The following is a 21,814-nucleotide window of genomic DNA, read 5'->3' on the forward strand; positions in this document are numbered from 1 at the left end:
TTCGTCGTCCTCCTCACCATGGCAGTTCGCGGCCGGTATCCGCTTCGAGGTACAGGGGCAGCTCGCGCAGCTCGCCGCCGCGTTCCGCGACGCGGGCGAGCAGCTGCGCGGCCGCTTCCCGCGGCGTGTACGTGCCGGCGTCGTTCCACGTGCCGCTCATCGACGTCTTCACCCAGCCGGGGTGGAGCAGCAGCACGCGGCCGCCTTCCCGGCGGATCTTGTTGTGGACGATGGTCGAGCCCATGTTGAGCGCGGCCTTGGCCATGCAGTAGCCGAACCAGGCGTCGCGGTGGCTCTGGCCGAGGCTGCCCGCTTCGGACGAGACGTTTACGATCAGCTTGCCGCCGTTCATGACGGGCGCGAGAAGCGCGTTCGCCATGCGGATCGCGCCGAGCGCGGTGACGTTGTACACCCGCTGCATGTCGGCGAAATCGAGCGCGTCCGCGACGGTGCCGACGGTGTCGCCGAGCAGCGCGGCGTTGTTGATCAGCAGGTCCAGCTCGGGCGTCAGGGCGGCGAGCCATTCCGCAAACGCTTTCACGCTGTCGTCGCTTCCGACGTCCAGGCGGGAGGCGTGCAGCTGATTCGGATAGCTCGCCGACAGCCGCTCCAGTTCGGGATTGGGATGGACGATACCGCCCGCGTAGACGGTGCAGCCGGATTCCAGCAGGGCAATCGCCAGTTCCAGTCCGATTCCGCGGTCGGTGCCGGTAATGCAAACGTGCCGGTAGTGCGGCATAAGCGGTCCCTCCAAAGGTTGGAATTAAGGATGCCGTGCTTCTCGCGCGATCGCTTCGTTGTCTAAGCCCCATTATAGAGGCGAGGCGGCGAGGCGGCAATCCGTCCGGACGAACAAGCTTCGGCGCATCGGGCGTGTCGCGGCGCATCTTCCCCCGCTCCGGACGCCAAAATTCGGCAGCAGCCAGCTTAAGGTTGACGCGAAAGGCGGTGCCTGTTAGGATTTAATAGTAATTATTACGATTAAGGTGATGGGCGAGGAATGTCGTTCCATTCGGTCTTTGCCCGCCGCCCGGATCGAGTAATGACGCGCATGCAGTTGCCTTGGCGGCTGCATGACTCCGGATCGTAAAATTTACATACGAAAGCAGGGAGAATCCATGAACCAACCGACCCTCGAACGCCGAATTCCGGTCACCGTCCTGAGCGGCTACCTCGGCTCCGGCAAGACGACGCTGCTGAACCATGTGCTGCAAAACCGCGACGGTCTCCGCGTGGCCGTCATCGTCAACGATTTGAGCGAGGTGAACATCGACGCCGCGCTCGTCAAGGACGGCGGCGGGCTGTCGCGGACGGACGAGAAGCTGGTGGAGATGTCCAACGGCTGCATCTGCTGCACGCTGCGCGAGGACTTGCTGCGGGAGGTGGAGCAGCTCGCGAAGGACGGGCGCTTCGACTATATCCTGATCGAGTCGACGGGCGTCGGCGAACCGGTTCCCGTCGCGCAAACCTTCACGTACGCGGACGAGGAACAAGGCATCGACTTGTCCCGCTATTGCCGGCTCGACTGCATGGTGACGGTCGTGGACGCGTTCCGCTTCTGGCACGATTATTCCTCCGGCGAATCGCTGCTCGCCCGCGGCCAGCACGTCGGCGAAGACGATGCGCGGGAGGTGGTCGACCTGCTGATCGACCAGATCGAATTTTGCGACGTGCTCGTCCTGAACAAATGCGACCTGATGAACGATGCGGACCTGGCGGAGCTGGAGGGCGTGCTGCGGAAGCTGCAGCCGCGGGCGAAGCTGATCCGCGCCAGCCATGGACGCGTGGCCCCCTCGGACATCCTGGACACGGGGCTGTTCGACTTCGAGGCGGCCAGCCTGTCGGCCGGCTGGATCCGCGAAATGGAGAAGCCGCAGCACGTGCCGGAGACGGAGGAATACGGCATCGCGTCGTTCGTCTACGAGCGCGTCCGGCCGTTCCATCCCGCGCGCCTCTACCGCTGGATGGGCCGCTGGCCGGAGGAGATCGTGCGGGCGAAGGGCATCGTGTGGCTCGCCACCCGGAACGCGATGGGCCAAAGCTTGAGCCAGGCGGGGCCGTCCATTCATTTCGGCCCGTCGGGCTGCTGGATCGCGGCGCTGCCCGAAGCGGAGCGCCGGGCGATCCTGCGGGAGGAGCCGGAAGCTGCCGCGCGGTGGCACGCCGAGCACGGCGACCGGATCAACAAGCTCGTCTTCATCGGCATCGGCATGGACCGGGCCGGCATCGTAGGCGGGCTCGACGCGTGCCTGCTGACCGACGCGGAGATGAAGCGGGATTGGAGCCGGTTCGCGGACCGGCTGCCGAACGCGGCGCCGGAGCAGCCCGGCTTGCATTAAGACAAGAGCCGGCCCGCCGATCGTCGGCGGGCCGGCTCTTTCAGATGGGGTGGCGGTCTCTCGACGCTTACGGACGCACCGCGTACAGCGATCCGCCGCCGACGCGGTACCAGACGCCGTACCGGGCGGAAGCATCGCCGCTGCCGGCGAAGGCATGCTCCCGGTACTGATAGGCGGACGAGCCTCCGGCCGTGCCGACGATCATGTCCGTCTTGGTATCGTACAGCTCCGACTTGCCGTTGAACGTGAACGCGACGGTGCCGTCGGGAGCCAGCTCGTCGATGCGCAGCTGCGTGGCGGAGAAGGACCAGCCCGCCGGGGCCTCGAACACCGTCTTCTCCGTCCCTTGCGGCGAACGGACGTACAGGCTCCAGCTGTTCGGCTCCTTATGGTACGCCGTATAGGCGATCCAGCCGCCGTTCAGCCGGTAATCGTCGTTCGGGACGTAATAGTTGCCCTTCGCCCACGGGTTCAAGGCCAGCGTCGTCACGGCGCCGTCGGCCCCGCGCAGGCGCAGCGCCCACTTCATGTCCTGGTAATTGTTCAGCACGACAAGCTCGCGGTAGAGGATGCTCCCGCCGTCCGTCAGCGGTCCGTAGTAGCCGAGCGTCCAGCCGAACCACTGCGTCACCTTCGCGGAGGGCGCCGCGAGCTGCTCGGCGCCCCCGCCCGGCAGCGCCCGGAAGAGCGCCAGCGTCTGCAGCGGCCCGCTCGGCGCCGTATACACGGCGGTTCCGCCGGCGGAATCGGCCTTGTCGTAGCCGGGCTCGCGGGCTTGTCCCGTCGCGAGGTCCACCGTATGCTTCGTGAGGACCGCGACCGTGCCGCCGTCCGTCACGCGCTTCACGTCCTCGCCGTTTCCGATCGGCGCGGCGACGCCGTTCGCCCAGGCGTAGACCGTGCTCGCGGGCGGCCATACGCCCGTGCGGGTGTTGACGTTATAGACGACGCCGGAGGCGGACAGCTTCGCCGGCCCGACGAGCGTATCGGTGCCGGAGGCGTCGTAGATCTTGGCGTCGCCGCCGTTCAGGCGGTCGTGCAGCCAGAGCGCGCTGCCGTCGTTCGCAGCCCACAGAATCCGGGCGGCGTCGAAATCGCGGATGGTGCCGTCGAAGGCGTTCAGGAGCTGCTCGGACGAGGCGGCATGCGCTTGCGCGGCGGCCGCGGCTTGCGCGGGCAGCAGGCAGAGGGCTGACAGCAGCAGGACCCGAACGAACGGGTTCGATCGTCGTTTCATAAGAATTCTCCTCGCTTTTCGTTGGAATGGGACCGGGACCGGCACCTGCAAAGCGCCCTGCCACCTCCTTGGGATGCCGATCGCCGGGTGCCGGCCGTTGATGGCATAGTCGATGCTTGGAAGCCTAAAGGATACTATTCGAGAGCGCTTTCGGATTTCTTGGCGAATTGCCAAAATTTTATAGAAACTTAACGTCCGCCGCCCGCTCCGTTCCGGGGGCGGATGTCTTCCGCCTGGCTGACCGGCCGCCGCTGATTGCCGGAACCGGGAGGAAACGGCTTGCCGCCGCCGAATGAAGTACCGGAAGAAACGCGGAGCGCGGCCGGCAAGGCCGGCGGCTCCGGTTGCGCATAAGGAGGCCATTCGATGCAAATCGCATTACTGATCGTAGACATGCAGCCCGTGCATTTGCGCGGGCGCGTGGGGGAAGAAGCGGTGGAGCGCGCGTGCGAGCACATCAATTTCGCGGCCGACCGGCTCCGCGGCGGCGGGCATCCCGTCGTCCACGTGCTGGACGTCGAAGGCATGGAGGAAGCGAACCGCGGCGACTTTGACCCGATTCCGGGCATCGTGGTCAAGGACGGCGACCTGAAGGTACCCAAGGAGAGCGGGAATGCGTTCTGGCGCACGGAGCTGGAGGCGCGGCTGACGGAACGGGGCGCGGAGCTCGTCGTCATCGCCGGCTTCGCGGCGGAGCAGTGCGTGCTGTTCACCTACAACGGCGCGGCCGAGCGGGGCTTTACGCCCGTCCTGCTGCAGAACGGGCTGCTGAGCGCGTATCCGGACGCGATCGCTTCCGCCGTTCGGGATCGCAACCTGATCTCGCATCCCGTCATCGCCCATATGACGCGCCGCTCGTGACGCGCCGTAATCTTCCAACACGCAATTGTAACGCGAATGCAATCCGAATTTCAGCTTGTTTTAATCTACGGCGCCTATAATCAATCTCGACCCCCCTTTTAGAATATAGATTTGGACCCGCTGCCCGTTGCAGCGGGTCCCTTTTTTTGTCCGGGCGGCAACCGGAAACCGCCCGCAAGCACGCGCGAAGCATCCGAAAGCGCCCCCTCGGCACGGTCCGCCTGCGATTGGGAACAGCTGGAAAAGTAAAAAAACCCCACCAAAACCAAAACGAGCCTCATGTCGCCCCGTCTCCCGCTTCGGTAAGATGAAGGGAAGGGCGCGAAGCGGCCGCGCGGACAAGAGCGGTCATTCCCTCCCTCAATCGAATCCCCGTGATTTTTAGCCATTCTTTAAAAAATTCGTGGTGGTGATGCGGTATTTTGTATATATTGAATATAATGAATATTAATGGGGGCGATGGCAGGATCAGGCGCTTGCCGCGGCGGAGAAGCATGGACCGGCCACGGCGAACGACGGCGGCAACGTATTCCGTTTTTCAGTAGTGAAATCGCTTTCAAATTTTATTTCCGAAAGAGCTGATCGCTATTCTGACCTCTGAATTGAACGCCATGCTGAACCGGCGCGGCGTCGGCCGGGACGATATCGTCTACGCGATGGTTTGCGACCGGACGACGGACGGCAAGTTTCTGGACACGCATCTGATCTTGACCGGCGATCGGCTTCTGATCGCGACGAGCTTGGAAGAACCGGCGACGGAAAAAACGTACAAGGGCTACGCGGCGGGCAAGCCGGGCCGGCACGGCGACTCCCGTCCGGGCGGCGGCGCCGGGTGGTCGCTGGAGGAGATCGGCCTGGGCCGGATCGAATCGCTCGCCGTCGTCAATCTCGTCGCCTCCGGCATGATCGTCGTCCGGGCGGAGGAGGAACGCGTCGTCGCGGCCTTCACGAACGGCGAGATGGGCCGGGCGTCGCGCTTCGCCTCCGCCTTCGAGAAGCTGAAGAAGGGCGAGCCGCTCGACGAGCTGCAGCTGCACGAGGAGCACGGCCAGGCGGCGTGCCCGAATTGCGGCATGATTTATCCGGAGGAAGGCCGGCAAATTTGCCCGAAATGCATGAAGAAGCACGCGATCTTCGCCCGGCTGCTCTCCTTCGCGGGGCAGTACAGGAGCTCCATCGTTCTGATCATTCTGTTCATGCTGCTCAACTCGGGCACCAGCCTCGTCATCCCGTACCTGCAGGGCACCGTCCTGATCGACCAGGGGCTCGGCGGGGAAGGCCCGTTCGCGCACCGCATCGGCCTGATCGTCGCGCTCATCATCGGGTTCCGGACGCTGGCGCTCCTGTTCGGCGTGCTGTACGGCGTCATCAACGCGAAGATGTCGGCGAACATCGCCTTCGACCTGAAGGCGAGCGTGTTCTCGGCGATGCAGCGGCTGTCGCTCAGCTTCTTCCAGCGCAAGCAGACCGGCCAGCTGATGACCCGCGTGAACAACGACGCGACGGAGCTGCAGTACTTCTTCGTCGACGGCATGTCCTACTTCATCGTCAACGCGATGAACATCATCGGCATCACCGTCGTCCTCCTCGCGCTGGACTGGAAGCTGACGCTGCTTTGCTACATCCTGCTGCCGGTCGTCGTCGTGCTCGTCCGCAAGTCGTTTCCGCGGCTGTGGCGGCTGTCGTGGCGCAGGCACCGGACGATCAGCCGGATGAACGCCATCATCAGCGACACCATCCGCGGCACGCGGGTCGTCAAGGCGTTCGGCAAGGAGCAGAAGGAGATCGAACGGTTCCATGCGGCCAACCAGGCGTATTCCCACGCGGATCAATCGTTCAACAAGTTCGGCGGCACCGTGTTCCCGGTGCTGAACATCTTGACGCAGACTGGCGGCATTCTGATCTGGGCGTTCGGCGGCTGGATGGTCATGGGGGGCACGATCTCCTTCGGCAAGGTGCTGACCTTCGTCAGCTACATGCACATGCTGTACGGGCCGATTCAGTTCATGAACAACATCGTCAGCTGGTGGTCGTACTGCATGTCCGCCGCGCAGCGCATCTTCGAGATCCAGGACGCGGTGCCCGAGGTGTCCGAGAAGCCGGACGCCGTGCACCTGGACCGCATGCGCGGCGACATCGAGGTCGCGAACGTCGTCTTCGGGTACGAGCCGAACAAGGCCATCCTGAAGCAGGTCTCGATGCGCGCGAAGCCGGGCCAGATGATCGGCGTCGTCGGCCACTCGGGTGCCGGCAAATCGACGCTCGTCAATCTGATCTCGCGCCTGTACGACGTATCCGAGGGCGAGGTGCGCATCGACGGCATCAACGTCAAGGAGCTGTCCGCGGCGACGCTGCGCGGCAACATCGGCATCGTCTCGCAGGACGTGTACGTGTTCTCCGGCAGCATCGCGGAGAACATCGCCTACGCCGATCCGGACTGCAGCCTCGAAGATATCATCTACGCGGCAAGCGTCGCGCACGCGCACGACTTCATTATGAAGCTGCCGGACGGATACGACACGATCGTCGGCACCGGCGGGCACAACCTGTCCGGCGGCGAGAAGCAGCGGCTGTCCATCGCGCGGGCGGTGCTGCACAATCCGCGCATCCTCATCCTCGACGAGGCGACCGCTTCGCTCGATACCGAGACGGAGCTGCACATTCAGGCGGCGCTGGACGCGCTCGTCAAAGGCCGGACGACGATCGCCATCGCGCACCGGCTGTCGACGCTCCGCAACGCGGATTATCTCCTCGTCATGGACAACGGGAAAGTGGCGGAGAGCGGAACCCACGAAGAGCTCATGGAGCGCAAGGGCGCGTACTTCGACCTCGTGAAGAAGCATGACGAGGCGCTAAAAATGAACGAGGTGATCTCTGCATGACGGCCAATGCCGGCGCTTCCGGCCGGGAAGCGGAAGCCGCGAAGAAGGAGGCGTCCGCCGAACTGTCGGACGCCGCGAATATCAAGTACCTGACGGACGACAACGCGTCGTTCGAGAAGACCGAAGGCCGGATGCTCTCCGTCCTCGCGGACGGCGAGGCGCATCCGGCGGTGTACGTCCATTGTTCCTTTCCGCACACGAACCGGCGGATCTATCTGTCGATCCGGACCATCGAGAACAAGGAGATCGGCATGATCCGCGATCTGGACGATTTTCCGGCGGAGACGGCCCGTCTGCTGGAGGAGCAGATTCAAATCCGGTATTTCGCGCCCGAGATCACGCGGGTGGTCGCCGTGAAGGAAGAGTTCGGCTACGCCTATTGGGAGGCGGAGACGACGGCGGGCTTGTGCCGGTTCACGGTGCGCGGCGGGGGCGGCCATACGAAGCTGATCGGCCCGGGCCGCCTGCTCGTCACCGACGTGGACGGCAACCGGTTCGTCATCCCGGACCTCGCCCGCCTGAGCGACAAGGAATATAGGATGGTCGAAACGAGCATGTAAGCCAAGCGGCTGGACAAAGGGGAGTAGCTTCCGCATGAATCTCAATTTCAAGCTGGCCGGAGCGGATCTGGCCGCGGCGCAAGAAGCCGTCGGAGACGTCCGGTACTGCGTGCCCGCCGACTTATCGTTGTCCGGCCGACGGATGCCGGGCTTCCTGGCCATCGGGGACGAGAGCTGGGCGTACGTCGAGAACGGGCGCGCGTTGGAGCGCCGCCCGATCGCGGACGGAACCGCCTATAAGATCGTGCCGCTGATCGGCAGCGCGGTGCTCGAAGCCGAGATCGACGGGGCCAAGCGGATTCTCGTCCGCGTCACGATGCAGCATGCGGCGCGGTACGGCTTCATCGCGCAAATCCTGAACGACCTGTCGGCCAAGCGGCCGATCCGGATCTTCAACAACGAGGAGGAGGCGGTCTGCGCCAAGTGCGGCGGACCGCTCATCGCCGGCACGCGCGTCTGCCCGACCTGCACGAACAAAGCGGCCGCGCTCAAGCGGCTGCTCGCGGTATCGGGCGGGCACTGGAAGATGCTGACGCTCGGCCTCGCCGTCTTGTTCGCGTCGTCGGGGATCGCGCTGGCCGGTCCGCATTTCCAGAAGCTGCTCGTCAACGCCGCCCTGCAGCCGCCGCCGGGCGAGAGCGCGGACAAGGGGATGTTCTTCCTCGGGATCGCGGGCATGCTGGCCGTGCTCGTCTTCGGCGAGCTGCTGGCCATCTCGAAGAGCCGGATCATGGCCGGCGTCAGCTCGGGCATCGCGGCGGATTTGCGCAAGATGGTGTTCGACAAGACGCAGCAGCTCTCGCTCGGCTTCCTGTCCTCGCAGCGGGCCGGCGACGTGATGAACCGGATCACGTCCGATACCGACCGGATCCGGCATCTCATCCAGGAACTGTTCACGACGGCGATCTTCCAGCTCATCATGCTGGTCTGCGCGAGTTATCTGCTGTTCCACGCCGATTGGCGGCTGGCGGTCGTCGTGCTGATTCCCGCGCCGCTCGTCGCGCTTCTTCACCGGTACATCTGGAAGACGGTGCTGTGGCGGCTCTTCTCGCTGCAATGGCGGGTGTACGACAAGGCGAATTCGTTCCTTCACGACGTGCTGAGCGGCATTCGCGTCGTGAAGGCGTTCGGGAAAGAAGAGCGAGAGATCAAGCGGTTCCGCGACTATAACGGCGAATTCGCGGCGGCGTCGGTGAAGAGCGAGAAGCTGTTCAGCATCCTGTCGCCGATCACGAACTATCTCATCGAGCTGGGGCAATACTTCGTCCTGCTGATCGGCTGCGGGATGATTCTCGACAAGCAGATGGACATCGGCGAGCTGATTCAGTTCAGCGCGTACGCCTCGATGATCTTCGGGCCGATCGCCTGGATGATGTTCCTGCCGCGGTGGGTCGCGAACGCGGCCATCGCGGTCGACCGCGTCTTCTCGGTCATCGACGAGCAGCCGGAGGTGCAGGATACGGAGCACAGCGGCAAGCACGCGATTCAGGGGCATATCGCGTTCCGCGACGTCGTCTTCGGCTACAAGACTTACGAGCCCGTGCTGAAGGGGATCAGCTTCGAGGTGAAGCAGGGCGAGATGATCGGCCTCGTCGGCCACTCGGGCTCCGGCAAGTCGACGCTGATCAACCTCGTCTCCCGGTTCTACGACGTGACGGACGGCGCGGTGCTGATCGACGGCGTCGATATCCGTTCGATCAAGCAGGAGGAGCTGCGATCGCAGATCGGCGTCGTGCTGCAGGAGACGTTCCTCTTCACCGGCACGATCATGGACAACATCCGCTATTCCAAGCCGGACGCGACGTACGAGGAGATCATTCAGGCGGCGAGGGTCGCGAACGCGCACGGCTTCATCATCAACTTCCCGGACGGGTACGACACGATGCTCGACGAGAACGGCAACAACCTGTCCGGCGGCGAGCGGCAGCGGCTGGCCATCGCGCGGGCGGTGCTCCACAATCCGCGCATCCTGATCCTGGACGAAGCGACCGCCTCCCTCGATATCGATACGGAGACGGCGATTCAGGAAGCGCTGCGGCGGGTGACCAAGAACCGGACGACGATCGCGATCGCGCACCGGCTGTCCACCCTCCGCCACGCCGACCGCCTGCTCGTGCTGGAGAAAGGCGAAGTAGCCGAGGTCGGCACGCACGCGGAGCTGCTCGAGAAGCAAGGAATCTATCACGGCCTCATCCACGCCCAGCGCAACATGATGAAGAAGCAGGAGCAGGGGAACGGCGAGCCCGTGGAAATTACGGCTTAACCGGCCGTTGCGGTTTACGCGGGGACGGCGTAAAGCGGACGATAACGACAAGCGGAAGCGCGAAGGAGCGATGGCTATGCTGAAACTGATGATTGTCGACGACGAGCTCTGGATCCGGGAAGGGTTGAAGCAGACCGTGGATTGGCCGGCGCACGGCATCCGCCTGATCGGCGAAGCCGAGAACGGGAAGCAGGCGCTGGAGCTGGCCGCTTCGGAAGCGCCCGATATCATCCTGTCGGATATCCGGATGCCCGGCATGGACGGGATGGCGCTCATGGAGGAGGCGAAGCGGCAGGGCATCGACGCGAAGGTGATCCTGATCAGCGGCTTCAGCGACTTCGCCTATGCGCAGCGGGCCGTCCAGCTGGGCGCGTTCGACTACATGCTGAAGCCGATCGAAGAAGACGTGCTGCTTCGCATCATCGACCGCTGCACCGCCGAAATCCTGCAAAAGCGCAAGCTGTCCTCGCGGCTCACGAAGCTGACGGAGCTGGCCCGGGAGAGCGTCCCGCTGGCGAGGCAGAAACATCTGGAGCTGTGCTTGTCCCGGCCGATGGCCGAGCATGAGCTGCAGCCGATCTGGCGGGCGCTCGACATCGATTTGAATCCCGACCGGCTCGTCGTCCTGTCCGCGGTCGTCCACGATTGGGGCGAGCGCGGGCTGAGCGAGCAGGGCTGCGCGCTCATGCGCTATGCCCTGGGGAAGCTCATGGAGGAGACGCTCGCCGAGGAAGGCGGACGCGCCCTCGCTTGCCCGCTGCAGGAGCATGCGTACGCGGACGCGGCGGTCTTGGCCGATCCCGGCGCGGCGGCCTCGCCCGGGGAATGCGCCGCCGTGCGGCGGGGCGCCGAACGGGCCGCGCTGCGGGCGCAGCAGGTGCTGGGGATCCGCATCAGCATCGGCGCCAGCGGGACGGTCGACCGCAGACAGCTTTCCACCGCCTTTAGGGAGGCGCTTACGAACAACATGGGCTATTTCGTGCACGGCGGCGACCGCGTCTTTGCGGCGGCCGACGGCGGGCTCGCGCCCGCCGGTCGCTGCGGCGCGAACGGCGGCGGCTCCGATTGCCGCAAAGGCGAGGCGCAGGCGGCCGCGCCCAAGGAGCCGGAAGCGCCGCGCGACGAGCCCGTTCAAGCCGCGAACCGGACGGAGCTGCTCGATACGTCCTTGTCCAACCGGATGATCCATGCCCTGCAGCTCTCGGACGGCTGCCGGCTCGCGGCCCTGCTGGACGAACAGCTGGAGCGGCTCCGGGAGTCGGCGAAGCATTGCCCCGCCATGAGCGTCCGCAGCGAGCTGAACCTGTTCATCGACCTGCTGCTCTCGAAGTGGCGGGAGCACTGCAAGTCCGACGAGGCCTTGCGCCTGCTCAAGCTGCAGCTGTACCGCTGCCCGCTGCAGGATTGGAAGGCGACGGTTCTGGCGGCGTTTCTTCCGCATCGCGCCGGGGAAGCGGCCGCCGGTCCGTCGACGAAGCGCGCCATCGACAAGGCGCTGCGCTACATCCACGACAACTTCCACCGGGGCATCAGCCTGGGCGACGTGGCCGAAGCCATCTATTTGAATCCCTCGTACTTCAGCCGGATGTTCCACGCGGAAGTCGGGGAGCCGCTCAGCAAGTATCTCATTCGGATGCGGATGTCGAAGGCCAAGGAGCTGCTCGAGCAGACGCCGCTGAAAGTGTACGAGATCGCGGACCTCGTCGGCTACAAGGATTTCCGGCACTTCGTGAAAACCTTCAAGGAATGGGAAGGGATGACCCCCGCCCAATTTCGCAACTACGGCGCTTAAGAAGCGGGGGGACGCATCATGCTGAAGATCTTCCGGAGGTCCAATTTCGCTTCGGTCGGCGTCAAGGTGTTCGGCTTCTACGTGGTCAGCATGCTGGTCATCATCACCGTCATGGGCTACCTGTCCTACGACAAATCCGCGGACATCATCGAATCCAAGGTCGGCGGGATGGCGCTGCAAAACGTGCAGCAAATGAGCAAGCGGATCGACGCGATCCTGAAGGGCTACGCCGAGCGCTCGATGCTCGTGCTCGGCAGCCGGGACGTCCAGCGGCAGCTCGCCCGGCGGTTCGGCAGCGAGCTCGACCGGATCGAAACGAACAATGCCAACGCCGCGTTTCTCGCCAATCTGATCAACGCCCGGAACGACATCGTCAATATTTACCTGCTCGGCGAGCGGGGCGTTTCCTTCCGGTATTCGCCGCGGGACTCCCTTCCGGTCTACAATCCGTACGCGTCCGACTTCTCCAATACCTCCTGGTACCAGCGCATCCGCGAGGCCGACGGCGGGCTGGTTTATTTCGGCATCGGGCAATCCATGATCCGCGAAGAGGACGCCACGCCCGTCTTCTCCTTCGGCCGGGCCGAGCGGGACGTCGATAACGGCGAGATCGTCGGCGTGCTGCTGTACGAGATGGATGCCAAGGAGATCACGAGCCTGCTGTCGGAAATCGACTACGACGGCTCGGGCATCAACATCCTGATCGACAAGGACGGCGGCATCGTGGGCGACAAGGACGGCATCCTGAACGCGATCCAGTTCGACATGCCCGCGAACCGTTCGCATCAGGGCATGTTCAGCCGCACCGTGAGCGGGGAGAAGAAGCTCTTCGTCTACGACCGGCTGGACGCCGCGGACTGGACGCTCGTCGGCATGATGCGGGGCACGGACCTGGACAAGGAAGCGCGCAATATCCGCTGGTACATGGTGACGCTCGGCGTGTTCTGCCTGTCGATCGGGATTCTGCTCGCCGTGCTGATCGCCTCCTCGGTGCACCGGCCGCTGCACCGGATGATCCGCGCCATGCGCAAAGCCAAGAACGGCGACTTCGACGCGCGCATCGAGGGCAAGCGCGAAGACGAATTCGGCTACTTGTTCCTGCACTTCAACGACATGGTCGCCCGCATCAAGGCGCTGATCAACGAGCTGTACGTGCAGAAGCTGCTGGAGCAGGAGCTGCAGCTGAAGATGCTCGGCTCCCAGATCAACGCCCACTTCCTGTACAACACGCTCGACTCCGTGCATTGGATCGCCCGCATCCATAAGGTGGACGACATCAGCACGATGGTGTTCGGCCTGTCCAAATATTTGCGGCTCAGCCTGAGCGAGGGCATGGACGAGGTCCATATCGGCCAGATCGTGCAGCTGATCGACAGCTATATTCTGATCCAGAAGATCCGCTACCGGGACAAGTTCTCGCTTCACCTGCACGCGGACGAGTCGCTGGCCGATTACCGGGTGCTGAAGTCGATCTTCCAGCCGCTCGTCGAGAACGCCATCTATCACGGGCTGGAGAAGAAGCCGGGGAAAGGGCGGCTCGACGTCTCGTTTCTCCGCGAGGACGGCTGCCTGAAGTTCAAGGTCGTCGACGACGGGCAGGGCATGACGCCGGAGAAGCTCGCCGAGCTGCGGCGCCTGCTGCGCGGCGACGCGGACATCCAGGGCAGCCACTTCGCGCTGCGCAACATCAACGCCCAGATCCGGATCGCCTACGGGGCGCAATACGGCATCGAGATCGACAGCAGCTACGGACAAGGCACCAGCGTCGTCTTGACGATTCCGCTCTTGACGGACAGTCCGGCCAAGCGGACGGGCTGACGCGCCCAAGCGGGAAGAACGGCGGAGGCGCGGCCGGGAACGCGGGTCGCTACGAAGGAGGGATACGATGGTGAAGAAGCTGTTGACGCGCGGCAAGGCGGCGATGCTGCTTCTGCTGCTGGTTCTCTTCGCGGCCGGACTGCTGCTGGAAGCGTGCGACAAGGGACTGTACGGCGGCTCGGCGGCGGGCTTGCCGGCGGACGCGACGCCTTCGGAGGAAGGCGCGAACGGAAGCGGCGGCCCGGTGACGATCAGCTTTTGGTTTCCGTGGGGCGGCGGATTCAAGCAGGAGTTCTACGACACGGTCGTCAAGCCGTTCGAGGACGCGAACCCCGACATCAAGGTCGAGCTGTCCTTCGTGGAGAATTCGAACAATTCGCAGTCCTCGGAGAAGCTGCTGACCGCCGTCGCGGGCGGCTCGGGGCCGGACGTCGCGATGGTCGACCGGTTCATCGTCAGCGAATGGGCGGCCAAGGACGCGCTGGAGGACGTGACGGAGGAGGCGCGCGCAGACGGGATGGCCGGGATCTACTACCCCGGCGTCTGGTCGGAGACGCAATACGCCGGAAGGACGTACGCGCTCCCGTGGAACGTCGACGCCCGGGCGATGTTCTATAACAAGACGCTGATGAAGCAGGCGGGGCTCGATCCCGGGAAGCCGCCGCGGACCATCGCCGAGCTGGACGCCATGGCGGCGCGCATGTTCAAGACGGGCGCCGTGGGGAAGTTCGATCAGGTCGGCTTCATTCCGTGGCAGGCGCAAGGGTTTCTGTACACGTACGGCTGGGCGTTCGGCGGAGAATGGGAACGCGGCGGGAAGCTGACGCCCAATGACCCCCGCAACGTGAAGGCGCTGGAGTGGATGCAGGGCTACGGCAAGAAATACGGCGCCGGGAAGCTGGCCGCCTTCGCGGACGAGCTTCGGCAGGCCAATCTCAATCCGTTCCTGTCCGGCAGGGTCGGCTTCGCGATCGAAGGCAATTGGCTGCTGAACGACATCGCGTCGGCGAATTTCGAGTGGGGCGTGGCGCCGATGCCGACGATCGACGGCGGATCCCGGGTGTCCTGGGCCGGCGGCTGGTCGTTCGTCATGCCGAAGGGCGCGAAGCACCGGGAACAGGCCTGGCGCTTCATGCGCTTCGTCGCGGGCAAGGAAGGCTCGCTGCTGTGGGCCGGGCGGGCGGCGGGCAAGAACGACCTGACGTGCATCCCGGAAGTGAACGCGCAGCTGGGCCTCGACAAGCAGGAGCCGCTGAACGTGTTCGTCAAGCTGCTGAAGCATGCCCGCATCCGGCCGGTGACGCCCGTGGGCGGCTATATGTGGGACGAGCTCGTCCGCGCGCAGAACCTGGCCGTCAAGGGGCAAGGAGAGCCGCAGGCCTTGCTCGACGACGTGAAGAAGCGTCTTGACGCGAGGCTCTCCGGCGTGGAGGAAGGCGGATCCGGCTCCGGCGGCCCGCTCGGCGACGCCAAGCATGAATAAATAAAGGTCCGCTTGAAGAGCCGCTCCCGGTCATGGTCATGACCCGGGGGCGGTTTTTTGCCGCGGCTTCCATCTTGGTCAAAATACTACACCAAACCTAAAGCCGCTCCCGTTACCGCGCGAACGAATTGCCGCTACACTTGGTAAAGGTAAGCGATTTCAATTTTACTGGTCGAGGGGGCTTGCGGATGGCAGTCGGGAACAGCGGCATCTTGCATGGAAAGCCGGCAAGGATCAAGATTTTCGCGGCGGTGCTGGCGGTCAGTCTGGCATTGACGGGCTGCGGGGCATCGGGCGGCGGTTCGGACGCGTCCGACAACGGCGGCGGCAACGGCAGCGGCAACGGGGCGAAGGCGGATAACGCCGGGGGCGCGAACGGCGGGAAGGCGGCCAACGCGGAAGCGGCGGACGACGGCGCCGGCAAAAGCACGGGCGAGCAGGTCACGCTCAGCCTATGGGGCTGGAGCGGCACGTTCCAGACCGATTTCACGAAGCTCGTCCTGAGCGAGTTCGAGAAGCAGCACCCGAACATCAAGATCAAGTACATTCCCGACCAAGGCGGCACGGATAAGCTGACCACGCTCATCGCCGGCGGCACGCCGCCCGACGTCGCCATTCTCGACCGCTTCCTGACCGGGTCCTGGGCGGCGAAGGGCTCGCTGGAAAGCCTGACGCCGTTCCTGGAGATGGACAGCGAAGTCAGCTCCAACGATTACTACCCCGGCGTGTGGGCGGAAACGACCTACAACGACCAAGTCTACGCCCTGCCGTGGGGCACGGACAACCGCGGCCTCTATTACAACAAGACGCTGATGAAGGAAGCGGGCCTCGACGCGAACACGCCGCCGAAGACGATCGACGAGCTGGACGCGATGGCGGAGAAGATGTTCAAGAAATCGACGAGCGGCGGCTACGAGCAGGTGGGCTTCATCCCGTGGATGGGCCAGAGCTACCTGTACACGCAAAGCTGGAACTTCGGCGGCGAATGGACGAAGGACGGGGAATTGACGCCGAACGACCCGCAAATCGTGAAGGCGCTCGAATGGATGGCGGGCTACGCCAAGAAGTACGACATGGCCCAAATCAACAAGTTCAACGACGTCATGGGCAAGACCGGCATCAACCCGTTCTGGACCGGCAAAGTCGGCTTCATGGTCGACGGCAACTGGATCCTGAACGACCTGAAGAGCAACGCGAAGGTCAAGCCGACCTTCGAATGGGGCGTCACGCCGATGCCGTCCGCGGACGGCTACCCGCAGACGACGTGGGCCGGCGGCTTCTCCTTCACGCTGCCGAAGGGCGGCAAGCACCAGCAGGAAGCGTGGGAGCTGCTGAAATTCATCGCGGGCTACAAAGGCACGCTGCTCTGGGCGAAGCGCCCGAACGCGGGCAACGACATTACGGCGATGCCGAAGGTCAACGAGGAAATCAAGATCACGGAGAATCCGCAGCTCAAAGTATTCGTCGATATGATGCCGTCGGCGCACTTCCGCCCCGTCACGCCGGCCGGCCAGAAGATGTGGGACGAAACGTTCCGCGTGCAGGATCTCGCGCTGAACGGCAAGGGCGAGCCGAAGAAGCTGCTGGACGAGGTCAAGAAGAACGTGGACGCGGAGCTGAAGAAGCTGCAGGCCAAATAGCGATGCGCAGGAAGGGGGCGGGAAGGCGCCGCTCCCTTCCTTGTCCTGCGCGTCCTGCCCGAAACGAACGACAAACGAGGTGAAGCGCTTGAACCGGCTATGGAAACAGGCATTGAAGGGGAAGAGAGTCGTACTGTTCACGCTCGCCTGCCTCGTCATCACGACCGTGTGCGGCGATCACGCCCGCTCGTACGCCAGCGAGCGGCTGCGGGACCGCAACACGAACCAGGGCGTGCCGCTGGGAGACGCGGGCGACCTGTCCATCGACGCGATCCTGGAGCCGAACTACGCCAGCGCGCTGGCCGGGTACCGCGAGCAGGGGCTGAAGCCGGCTTCGCAGCCGGACATCGTCATCGACGCGGGCCGCTACACGGCGTTCGGCGGCGCGAAGCCGGCGACGGACACGGTGGACGGCCAAGCCGCGCTGGTGTGGGACAAGGCGACGACCTGGATCGAGTGGACGGCCGAGGTCCCGGAGGACGGACTGTATAACCTGAGCGCGCGCTATTATCCATTGGCGGGCAAGCGGCTGCCGATGCAGCGCGACCTGCTGATCGACGGCAAGAGCCCGTTCCGCGAGGCGCAGCGCCTGTATTTCTTCCGCAACTGGGTCGACCGGGGAGAACCCGAGAAGAACAACCAGGGCGACGACGTCCGGCCGAAGCAGGTGGAGCAGCCGCTTTGGATGGAGCAGCCGATCGCCGACGGCAACGGGCTGTATCCGGAGCCGTTCCAATTCCATCTGACGGCGGGCAAGCACGTCTTCCGCATGAATTTCCTGGCGGAGACGATGGCGATCGGCCGGCTGGCGCTGACGTCGCCGGCGACGACGCCCGGCTACGCGGAGGCGAAGCAGACCTTCGAAGGCCAGGGCTTCGCGCCGGCCGAAGACGTCAGCGTGAAAGTGCAGGCCGAGAACAACCCGAACAAGTCCGACCCGACGATCCGCCGGGAAGCGAACGGCGATCCGCTGATGGAGCCGGCGAGCAACGGCCGCATCCGGCTGAACGCTTTCGGCGATTGGCGCTGGCGGAAGGGCGGCCAGAAGGCGACGTGGACGTTCGAGGTGCCGAAGGACGGCCTGTACAAGATCGGCCTCAAGGTCGGGCAATGGTGGGGCGACGGACTGCCGTCCTACCGTCAGATCCTGATCGACGGCCGGGTGCCGTACAAGGAAATGGAGCTGTATCCGTTCGGCTATTCCCGCAGCTGGCAGCTGGAGACGCTGCATACGACCGATCCCGGAACGGGCAAGGAGGAGCCGATGCTCGTGCCGCTGAAGGCGGGCGCGCACGCGATCACGCTCGTCGCCGAGGTCGGGCCGTACCAGGCGGTCGCCGAGGCGCTGACGGCGGATACGCAGAAGCTGTCCGACCTGTACCGGCGCATCATCATGGTGACGGGCCCGACGCCGGACCCGAACTTCGAATACGAGCTCGGGAAGAAGGTGCCGGAGCTCGTCACGGACCTGAAGGCGATCGCCGACGACCTGGCGGTGCAGATGAACGCCCTGCGGGGACTGTCGAAGAAGGATCCCAGCACGGTCAGCAGCCTCCGGATGATGAACCATACGTTCGAGCGGATGGTCGCCAATCCCGACAGCATCCCCCGGCAGCTCTCCGAGCTGAGCAACAGCCAGACGTCGCTCAGCACGCTGCTGACGGGCCTGCAGAACGTGCCGCTCGTGCTCGATTACGTGCTGATCGGCGCGCCGGATTCGCGCGATCCGAAGGTCAAGTCGAACATGTGGCAGAAGTCGGTCAGCACGCTGAAGAATTTCGCGGCGTCCTTCACGAAGGATTACACGGGCGTCGGCAGCGTCTACGGCAAGGACGGCAAGACCGCGTCCGACGCCGGGGAGGGCGAAGGCCCGGTACTGGAAGTCTGGGTATCGCGGGGCAAGGAATGGGCGGAGATCATGAAGGAGATGGCGGAGGAGGAGTTCACGCCGGAGACGGGCATCCGCATCAACGTCAACACGCTCCCCGCCGGCCAGCTGAACTCGGGCTCCGTCAACACGCTGCTGCTCGCGGCCAGCTCCGGCAAAGCGCCGGACGTGGCCACCGGCGTCGACGCGCACCTGCCGGTCGAATTCGCGATTCGGGACGCCGCCGTCGACCTGTCGCAGTTCCCGGACTACCAGGAGGTCAGCAAGCGGTTCCTCCAGGGCGCGCTGATCCCGTTCCAGTACAACGGCGGCAATTACGCCCTGCCGGAGACGCAGGATTTCAACGTCCTGGTGTACCGCAAGGACGTCCTCGGCGAGCTCGGCGTCAACGTGCCGCAGACGTGGGACGACGCGTACGCGCTGCTGCCGGTGCTGCAGCAGAACGGGATGCAGATGTACTACCCGCCGACGTCGCTCGGCTTCATGCCGTTCCTCTACCAGAACGGCGGCGAGTTCTACAAGGACGGCGGCCGCAAGTCGGGCTTGGATTCGCCGGAGGCGTTCAAGGCGTTCACGGAATGGACGGAGCTGTACACGAACTATAAATTCCCGGTCAACGCCAACTTCTTCAACCGGTTCCGCACCGGGGAGATGCCGGTCGGGATCGCCGATTACCTGACGTACGTGCAGCTGTCGACCGCCGCGCCCGAGCTCGTGGGCCGCTGGGGCGTAGCGCCGTCGCCGGGGCATAAGAAGGCGGACGGCTCGATCGACCGGACCGCCGGCGGCAACGTGCAGTCCGTGGCGATCTTCAAGCAGTCGCAGCACCAGAAGGAAGCCTGGGAATTCCTGAAATGGTGGACCAGCACGGAGAGCCAGGTGCAGTTCGGCCAGGAGCTGGAAGCGCTGCTCGGCGTCGAAGCCCGGTGGAACACGGCCAACGTCGAAGCGTTCACGCAGCTGCCGTGGCCGGAGGACGACCTGAAGGCGCTCACCGACCAATGGAAGTATTACAAGGAGCAGCCGTACGTGCTCGGCGGGTACTTCACGTCGCGGAATATCGACAACGCCTGGAACCGCGTCGTGCTGGGCGGGACGAACGTGCGCGAATCGCTGGAGCAGGGCATCAAGGATATCAACAAAGAGCTGGCGGCGAAGCAAAAGGAATTCGGGTTCGCCCCGGATTAGATTTCGCGGAAGGAGGAGCGGCACATGAATAGCAGCGTGGAAGTCGCGAACAACCCGCTTCAGCTGTCGGCCGAGAAGGCAAGGCGGTTCAAATTGTCGCAGGCGGGGAGGAAGGCGGCGCTCGGGTACTTGTTTCTCAGTCCCTTCCTCATTCTCTTCATCGTCTTTACCGTCGTACCGGTCGTGCAGTCCGTGTACTTGAGCTTCACTTATTACAATATGCTGCAGCCGGCCAAGTGGGTCGGCCTGTCCAACTACAGCGTGCTGTTCCTGGAGGACGACATCTTCCTCAAGTCGATCAAGAACACGTTCGTGTTCGCCGTGATCGGCGGCCCGTTAAGCTACTGCCTGTCGTTCCTGCTCGCGTGGGTCATCAACTCGCTGCGGGCGAAGATGCTGTTCTCGCTGGCCTTCTACGTGCCGTCGATCACGAGCGGCATCGCGCTGTCCATCGTTTGGCTGTACATTTTCTCCGGGGACCGGTACGGCCTGCTGAACAACTGGCTGCTGAGCTGGGGCATGATCAGCGAGCCGATTCTATGGACGACCGACCCCGACACGATCATGCCGGTCATCATCATCGTATCGCTCTGGATGAGCATGGGCACGGGCTTCCTGGTCTTCCTCGCGGGCTTGCAGAACGTGTCGCCCGAGCTGTACGAGGCCGGCGCGATCGACGGCATCTCGAGCAAGTTCCAGGAGCTGTGGTACGTCACGCTGCCCCTGATGAAGCCGCAGCTGCTGTTCGGCGCGGTCAACTCCATCGTCGGGGCGTTCGGGGTGTTCGACATCGCCGTGGCGATCTCCGGCATGCCGAGCCCCAACTACGCGGGGCATACGATCATTTCTCACTTGTTCGACTACGCCTTCATTCGGTTCGAGCTCGGCTACGCGTCGGCGATCGCGGTATTCCTGTTCTTCCTGACGTTCGGCTTGGGACGCATCGTAATGAAGCTGCTGTCGTCCAAAGATCTATAAGGGGGCCAAAGGACGTGACGTTCAACTATACGAAATTTGTCGCCCGCTTCAATCGGGGGTTGCTGTACGCGTTCATGATCGCGCTGGTCGGCTTCACTGCGCTGCCGATCGTCTACATGGTGTCGACGGCGTTCAAGCCGCTCGACGAGCTGTTCCTGTATCCGCCGACGTTCTTCGTCCAGAAGCCGACGCTGCGCAGCTTCTTCGATCTGCTGACGGCGACGGACAGCTCGGTCGTGCCGTTCACGCGGTATATCTTCAACAGCCTGTTCGTCTCCGGCTCGATCGTGGCGGCCAGCCTGTTCGTCTGCAGCCTCGGCGCGTACGTGCTGTCCAAATTCAAACCGCCGGGAGCCGGCCTGATCTTCACCTTCATCCTGTCCGCGCTGATGTTCGCGCCGCAGGTCACGCAAATTCCGACCTACATGATCGTCTCCAGCCTCGGCCTCGTGAACACCTACTGGGCGCTCATCCTGCCGAAGATCGCCGTCGCGTTCAACATCTTCCTGATGAAGCAGTTCTTCGATCAGATTCCGGACGCGCTCATCGAAGCGGCCTACATCGACGGCGCCTCGGAATGGAAGATTTTCTGGCGGGTCATCATGGCGGTGAGCAAGCCGGCGTGGGCGACGCTGATCATCTTCTCCTTCATCGGCAACTGGAACGATTACTTCTCGGCGCTCGTGTTCACGACGAGCGAGACGATGAAGACGCTGCCGCTGGCCATCCAGACGCTGGCCGGCGGGCCGGGCGTCGTGGCGCGGTCGGGGGCGCTCGCCGCCGGCACGTTCCTCGTCACGCTGCCGCCGATTCTGATCTTCATGCTGTTTCAGCGGCTTATCATGAATACGATGGTCCATTCGGGGATCAAATCTTAGGGGGACG

General features: G+C 64.1%; 14 protein-coding genes. 12 read left to right on the top strand and 2 right to left on the bottom strand.

Annotated elements, in window-relative coordinates:
• Window positions 1–13 precede the first annotated feature (13 nt).
• On the bottom strand, window positions 14–739 hold the full coding sequence (locus BMZ79_RS22020; protein WP_090643910.1) for an SDR family NAD(P)-dependent oxidoreductase: 726 nt from the start codon (window positions 737–739) through the stop codon (window positions 14–16).
• Window positions 740–1,118: 379 nt separating this feature from the next.
• On the opposite strand from BMZ79_RS22020, the gene BMZ79_RS22025 reads away from it, so the two are divergent.
• Entirely contained in the window at window positions 1,119–2,339 is a 1,221-nt protein-coding gene (locus BMZ79_RS22025) for a GTP-binding protein (protein ID WP_090643914.1), read from the top strand.
• Window positions 2,340–2,406: 67 nt separating this feature from the next.
• Here BMZ79_RS22025 and BMZ79_RS22030 read toward each other — a convergent pair whose 3' ends face one another.
• Window positions 2,407–3,576 (bottom strand): hypothetical protein, encoded by a 1,170-nt coding sequence (locus BMZ79_RS22030; RefSeq protein WP_090643916.1) that lies wholly within the window; start codon window positions 3,574–3,576, stop codon window positions 2,407–2,409.
• A 366-nt stretch (window positions 3,577–3,942) separates the two neighbouring features.
• Here BMZ79_RS22030 and BMZ79_RS22035 point away from each other — a divergent pair, with 366 nt between their 5' ends.
• From BMZ79_RS22035 to BMZ79_RS22085, 11 genes are all read left to right on the top strand, one after another.
• Window positions 3,943–4,437 (top strand): cysteine hydrolase family protein, encoded by a 495-nt coding sequence (locus tag BMZ79_RS22035; protein WP_090643919.1) that lies wholly within the window; start codon window positions 3,943–3,945, stop codon window positions 4,435–4,437.
• A gap of 611 nt (window positions 4,438–5,048) precedes the next feature.
• Entirely contained in the window at window positions 5,049–7,319 is a 2,271-nt protein-coding gene (locus BMZ79_RS22040) for an ABC transporter transmembrane domain-containing protein (protein ID WP_090643920.1), read from the top strand.
• Window positions 7,316–7,879 carry a DUF1854 domain-containing protein gene (locus BMZ79_RS22045; RefSeq protein WP_090643924.1) on the top strand — a complete coding sequence of 188 codons (564 nt, stop codon included), beginning with the start codon at window positions 7,316–7,318 and terminating at the stop codon, window positions 7,877–7,879. The genes BMZ79_RS22040 and BMZ79_RS22045 overlap by 4 nt, the downstream gene beginning before the upstream one ends.
• Window positions 7,880–7,913: 34 nt before the next feature.
• Window positions 7,914–10,142, top strand: coding sequence for an ABC transporter ATP-binding protein (locus BMZ79_RS22050; RefSeq protein ID WP_090643927.1), 2,229 nt, complete (start codon window positions 7,914–7,916; stop codon window positions 10,140–10,142).
• Window positions 10,143–10,218: 76 nt separating this feature from the next.
• Window positions 10,219–11,934: a response regulator gene (locus BMZ79_RS22055; RefSeq protein WP_177222268.1), complete on the top strand. Its 1,716-nt coding sequence runs from the start codon at window positions 10,219–10,221 to the stop codon at window positions 11,932–11,934.
• Between the two features lie 18 nt (window positions 11,935–11,952).
• Window positions 11,953–13,752, top strand: a complete 1,800-nt coding sequence (locus tag BMZ79_RS22060) for a cache domain-containing sensor histidine kinase (protein ID WP_090643932.1) — start codon at window positions 11,953–11,955, stop codon at window positions 13,750–13,752.
• A gap of 67 nt (window positions 13,753–13,819) precedes the next feature.
• A complete protein-coding gene (locus BMZ79_RS22065) occupies window positions 13,820–15,235 on the top strand; it encodes an ABC transporter substrate-binding protein (RefSeq protein ID WP_090643935.1) in 1,416 nt (471 codons plus the stop codon).
• A 188-nt stretch (window positions 15,236–15,423) separates the two neighbouring features.
• Entirely contained in the window at window positions 15,424–16,875 is a 1,452-nt protein-coding gene (locus BMZ79_RS22070; RefSeq protein ID WP_090643938.1) for an ABC transporter substrate-binding protein, read from the top strand.
• A gap of 112 nt (window positions 16,876–16,987) precedes the next feature.
• On the top strand, window positions 16,988–19,951 hold the full coding sequence (locus tag BMZ79_RS22075) for an extracellular solute-binding protein (RefSeq protein ID WP_256252968.1): 2,964 nt from the start codon (window positions 16,988–16,990) through the stop codon (window positions 19,949–19,951).
• A gap of 24 nt (window positions 19,952–19,975) precedes the next feature.
• On the top strand, window positions 19,976–20,929 hold the full coding sequence (locus BMZ79_RS22080) for a carbohydrate ABC transporter permease (RefSeq protein ID WP_090643943.1): 954 nt from the start codon (window positions 19,976–19,978) through the stop codon (window positions 20,927–20,929).
• A 14-nt stretch (window positions 20,930–20,943) separates the two neighbouring features.
• Window positions 20,944–21,807, top strand: coding sequence for a carbohydrate ABC transporter permease (locus BMZ79_RS22085; RefSeq protein ID WP_208851018.1), 864 nt, complete (start codon window positions 20,944–20,946; stop codon window positions 21,805–21,807).
• Window positions 21,808–21,814 lie beyond the last annotated feature (7 nt).

Source organism: Paenibacillus sp. UNC496MF (assembly GCF_900113915.1).
In the GTDB taxonomy this organism is placed as follows: domain Bacteria; phylum Bacillota; class Bacilli; order Paenibacillales; family Paenibacillaceae; genus Paenibacillus_Z; species Paenibacillus_Z artemisiicola.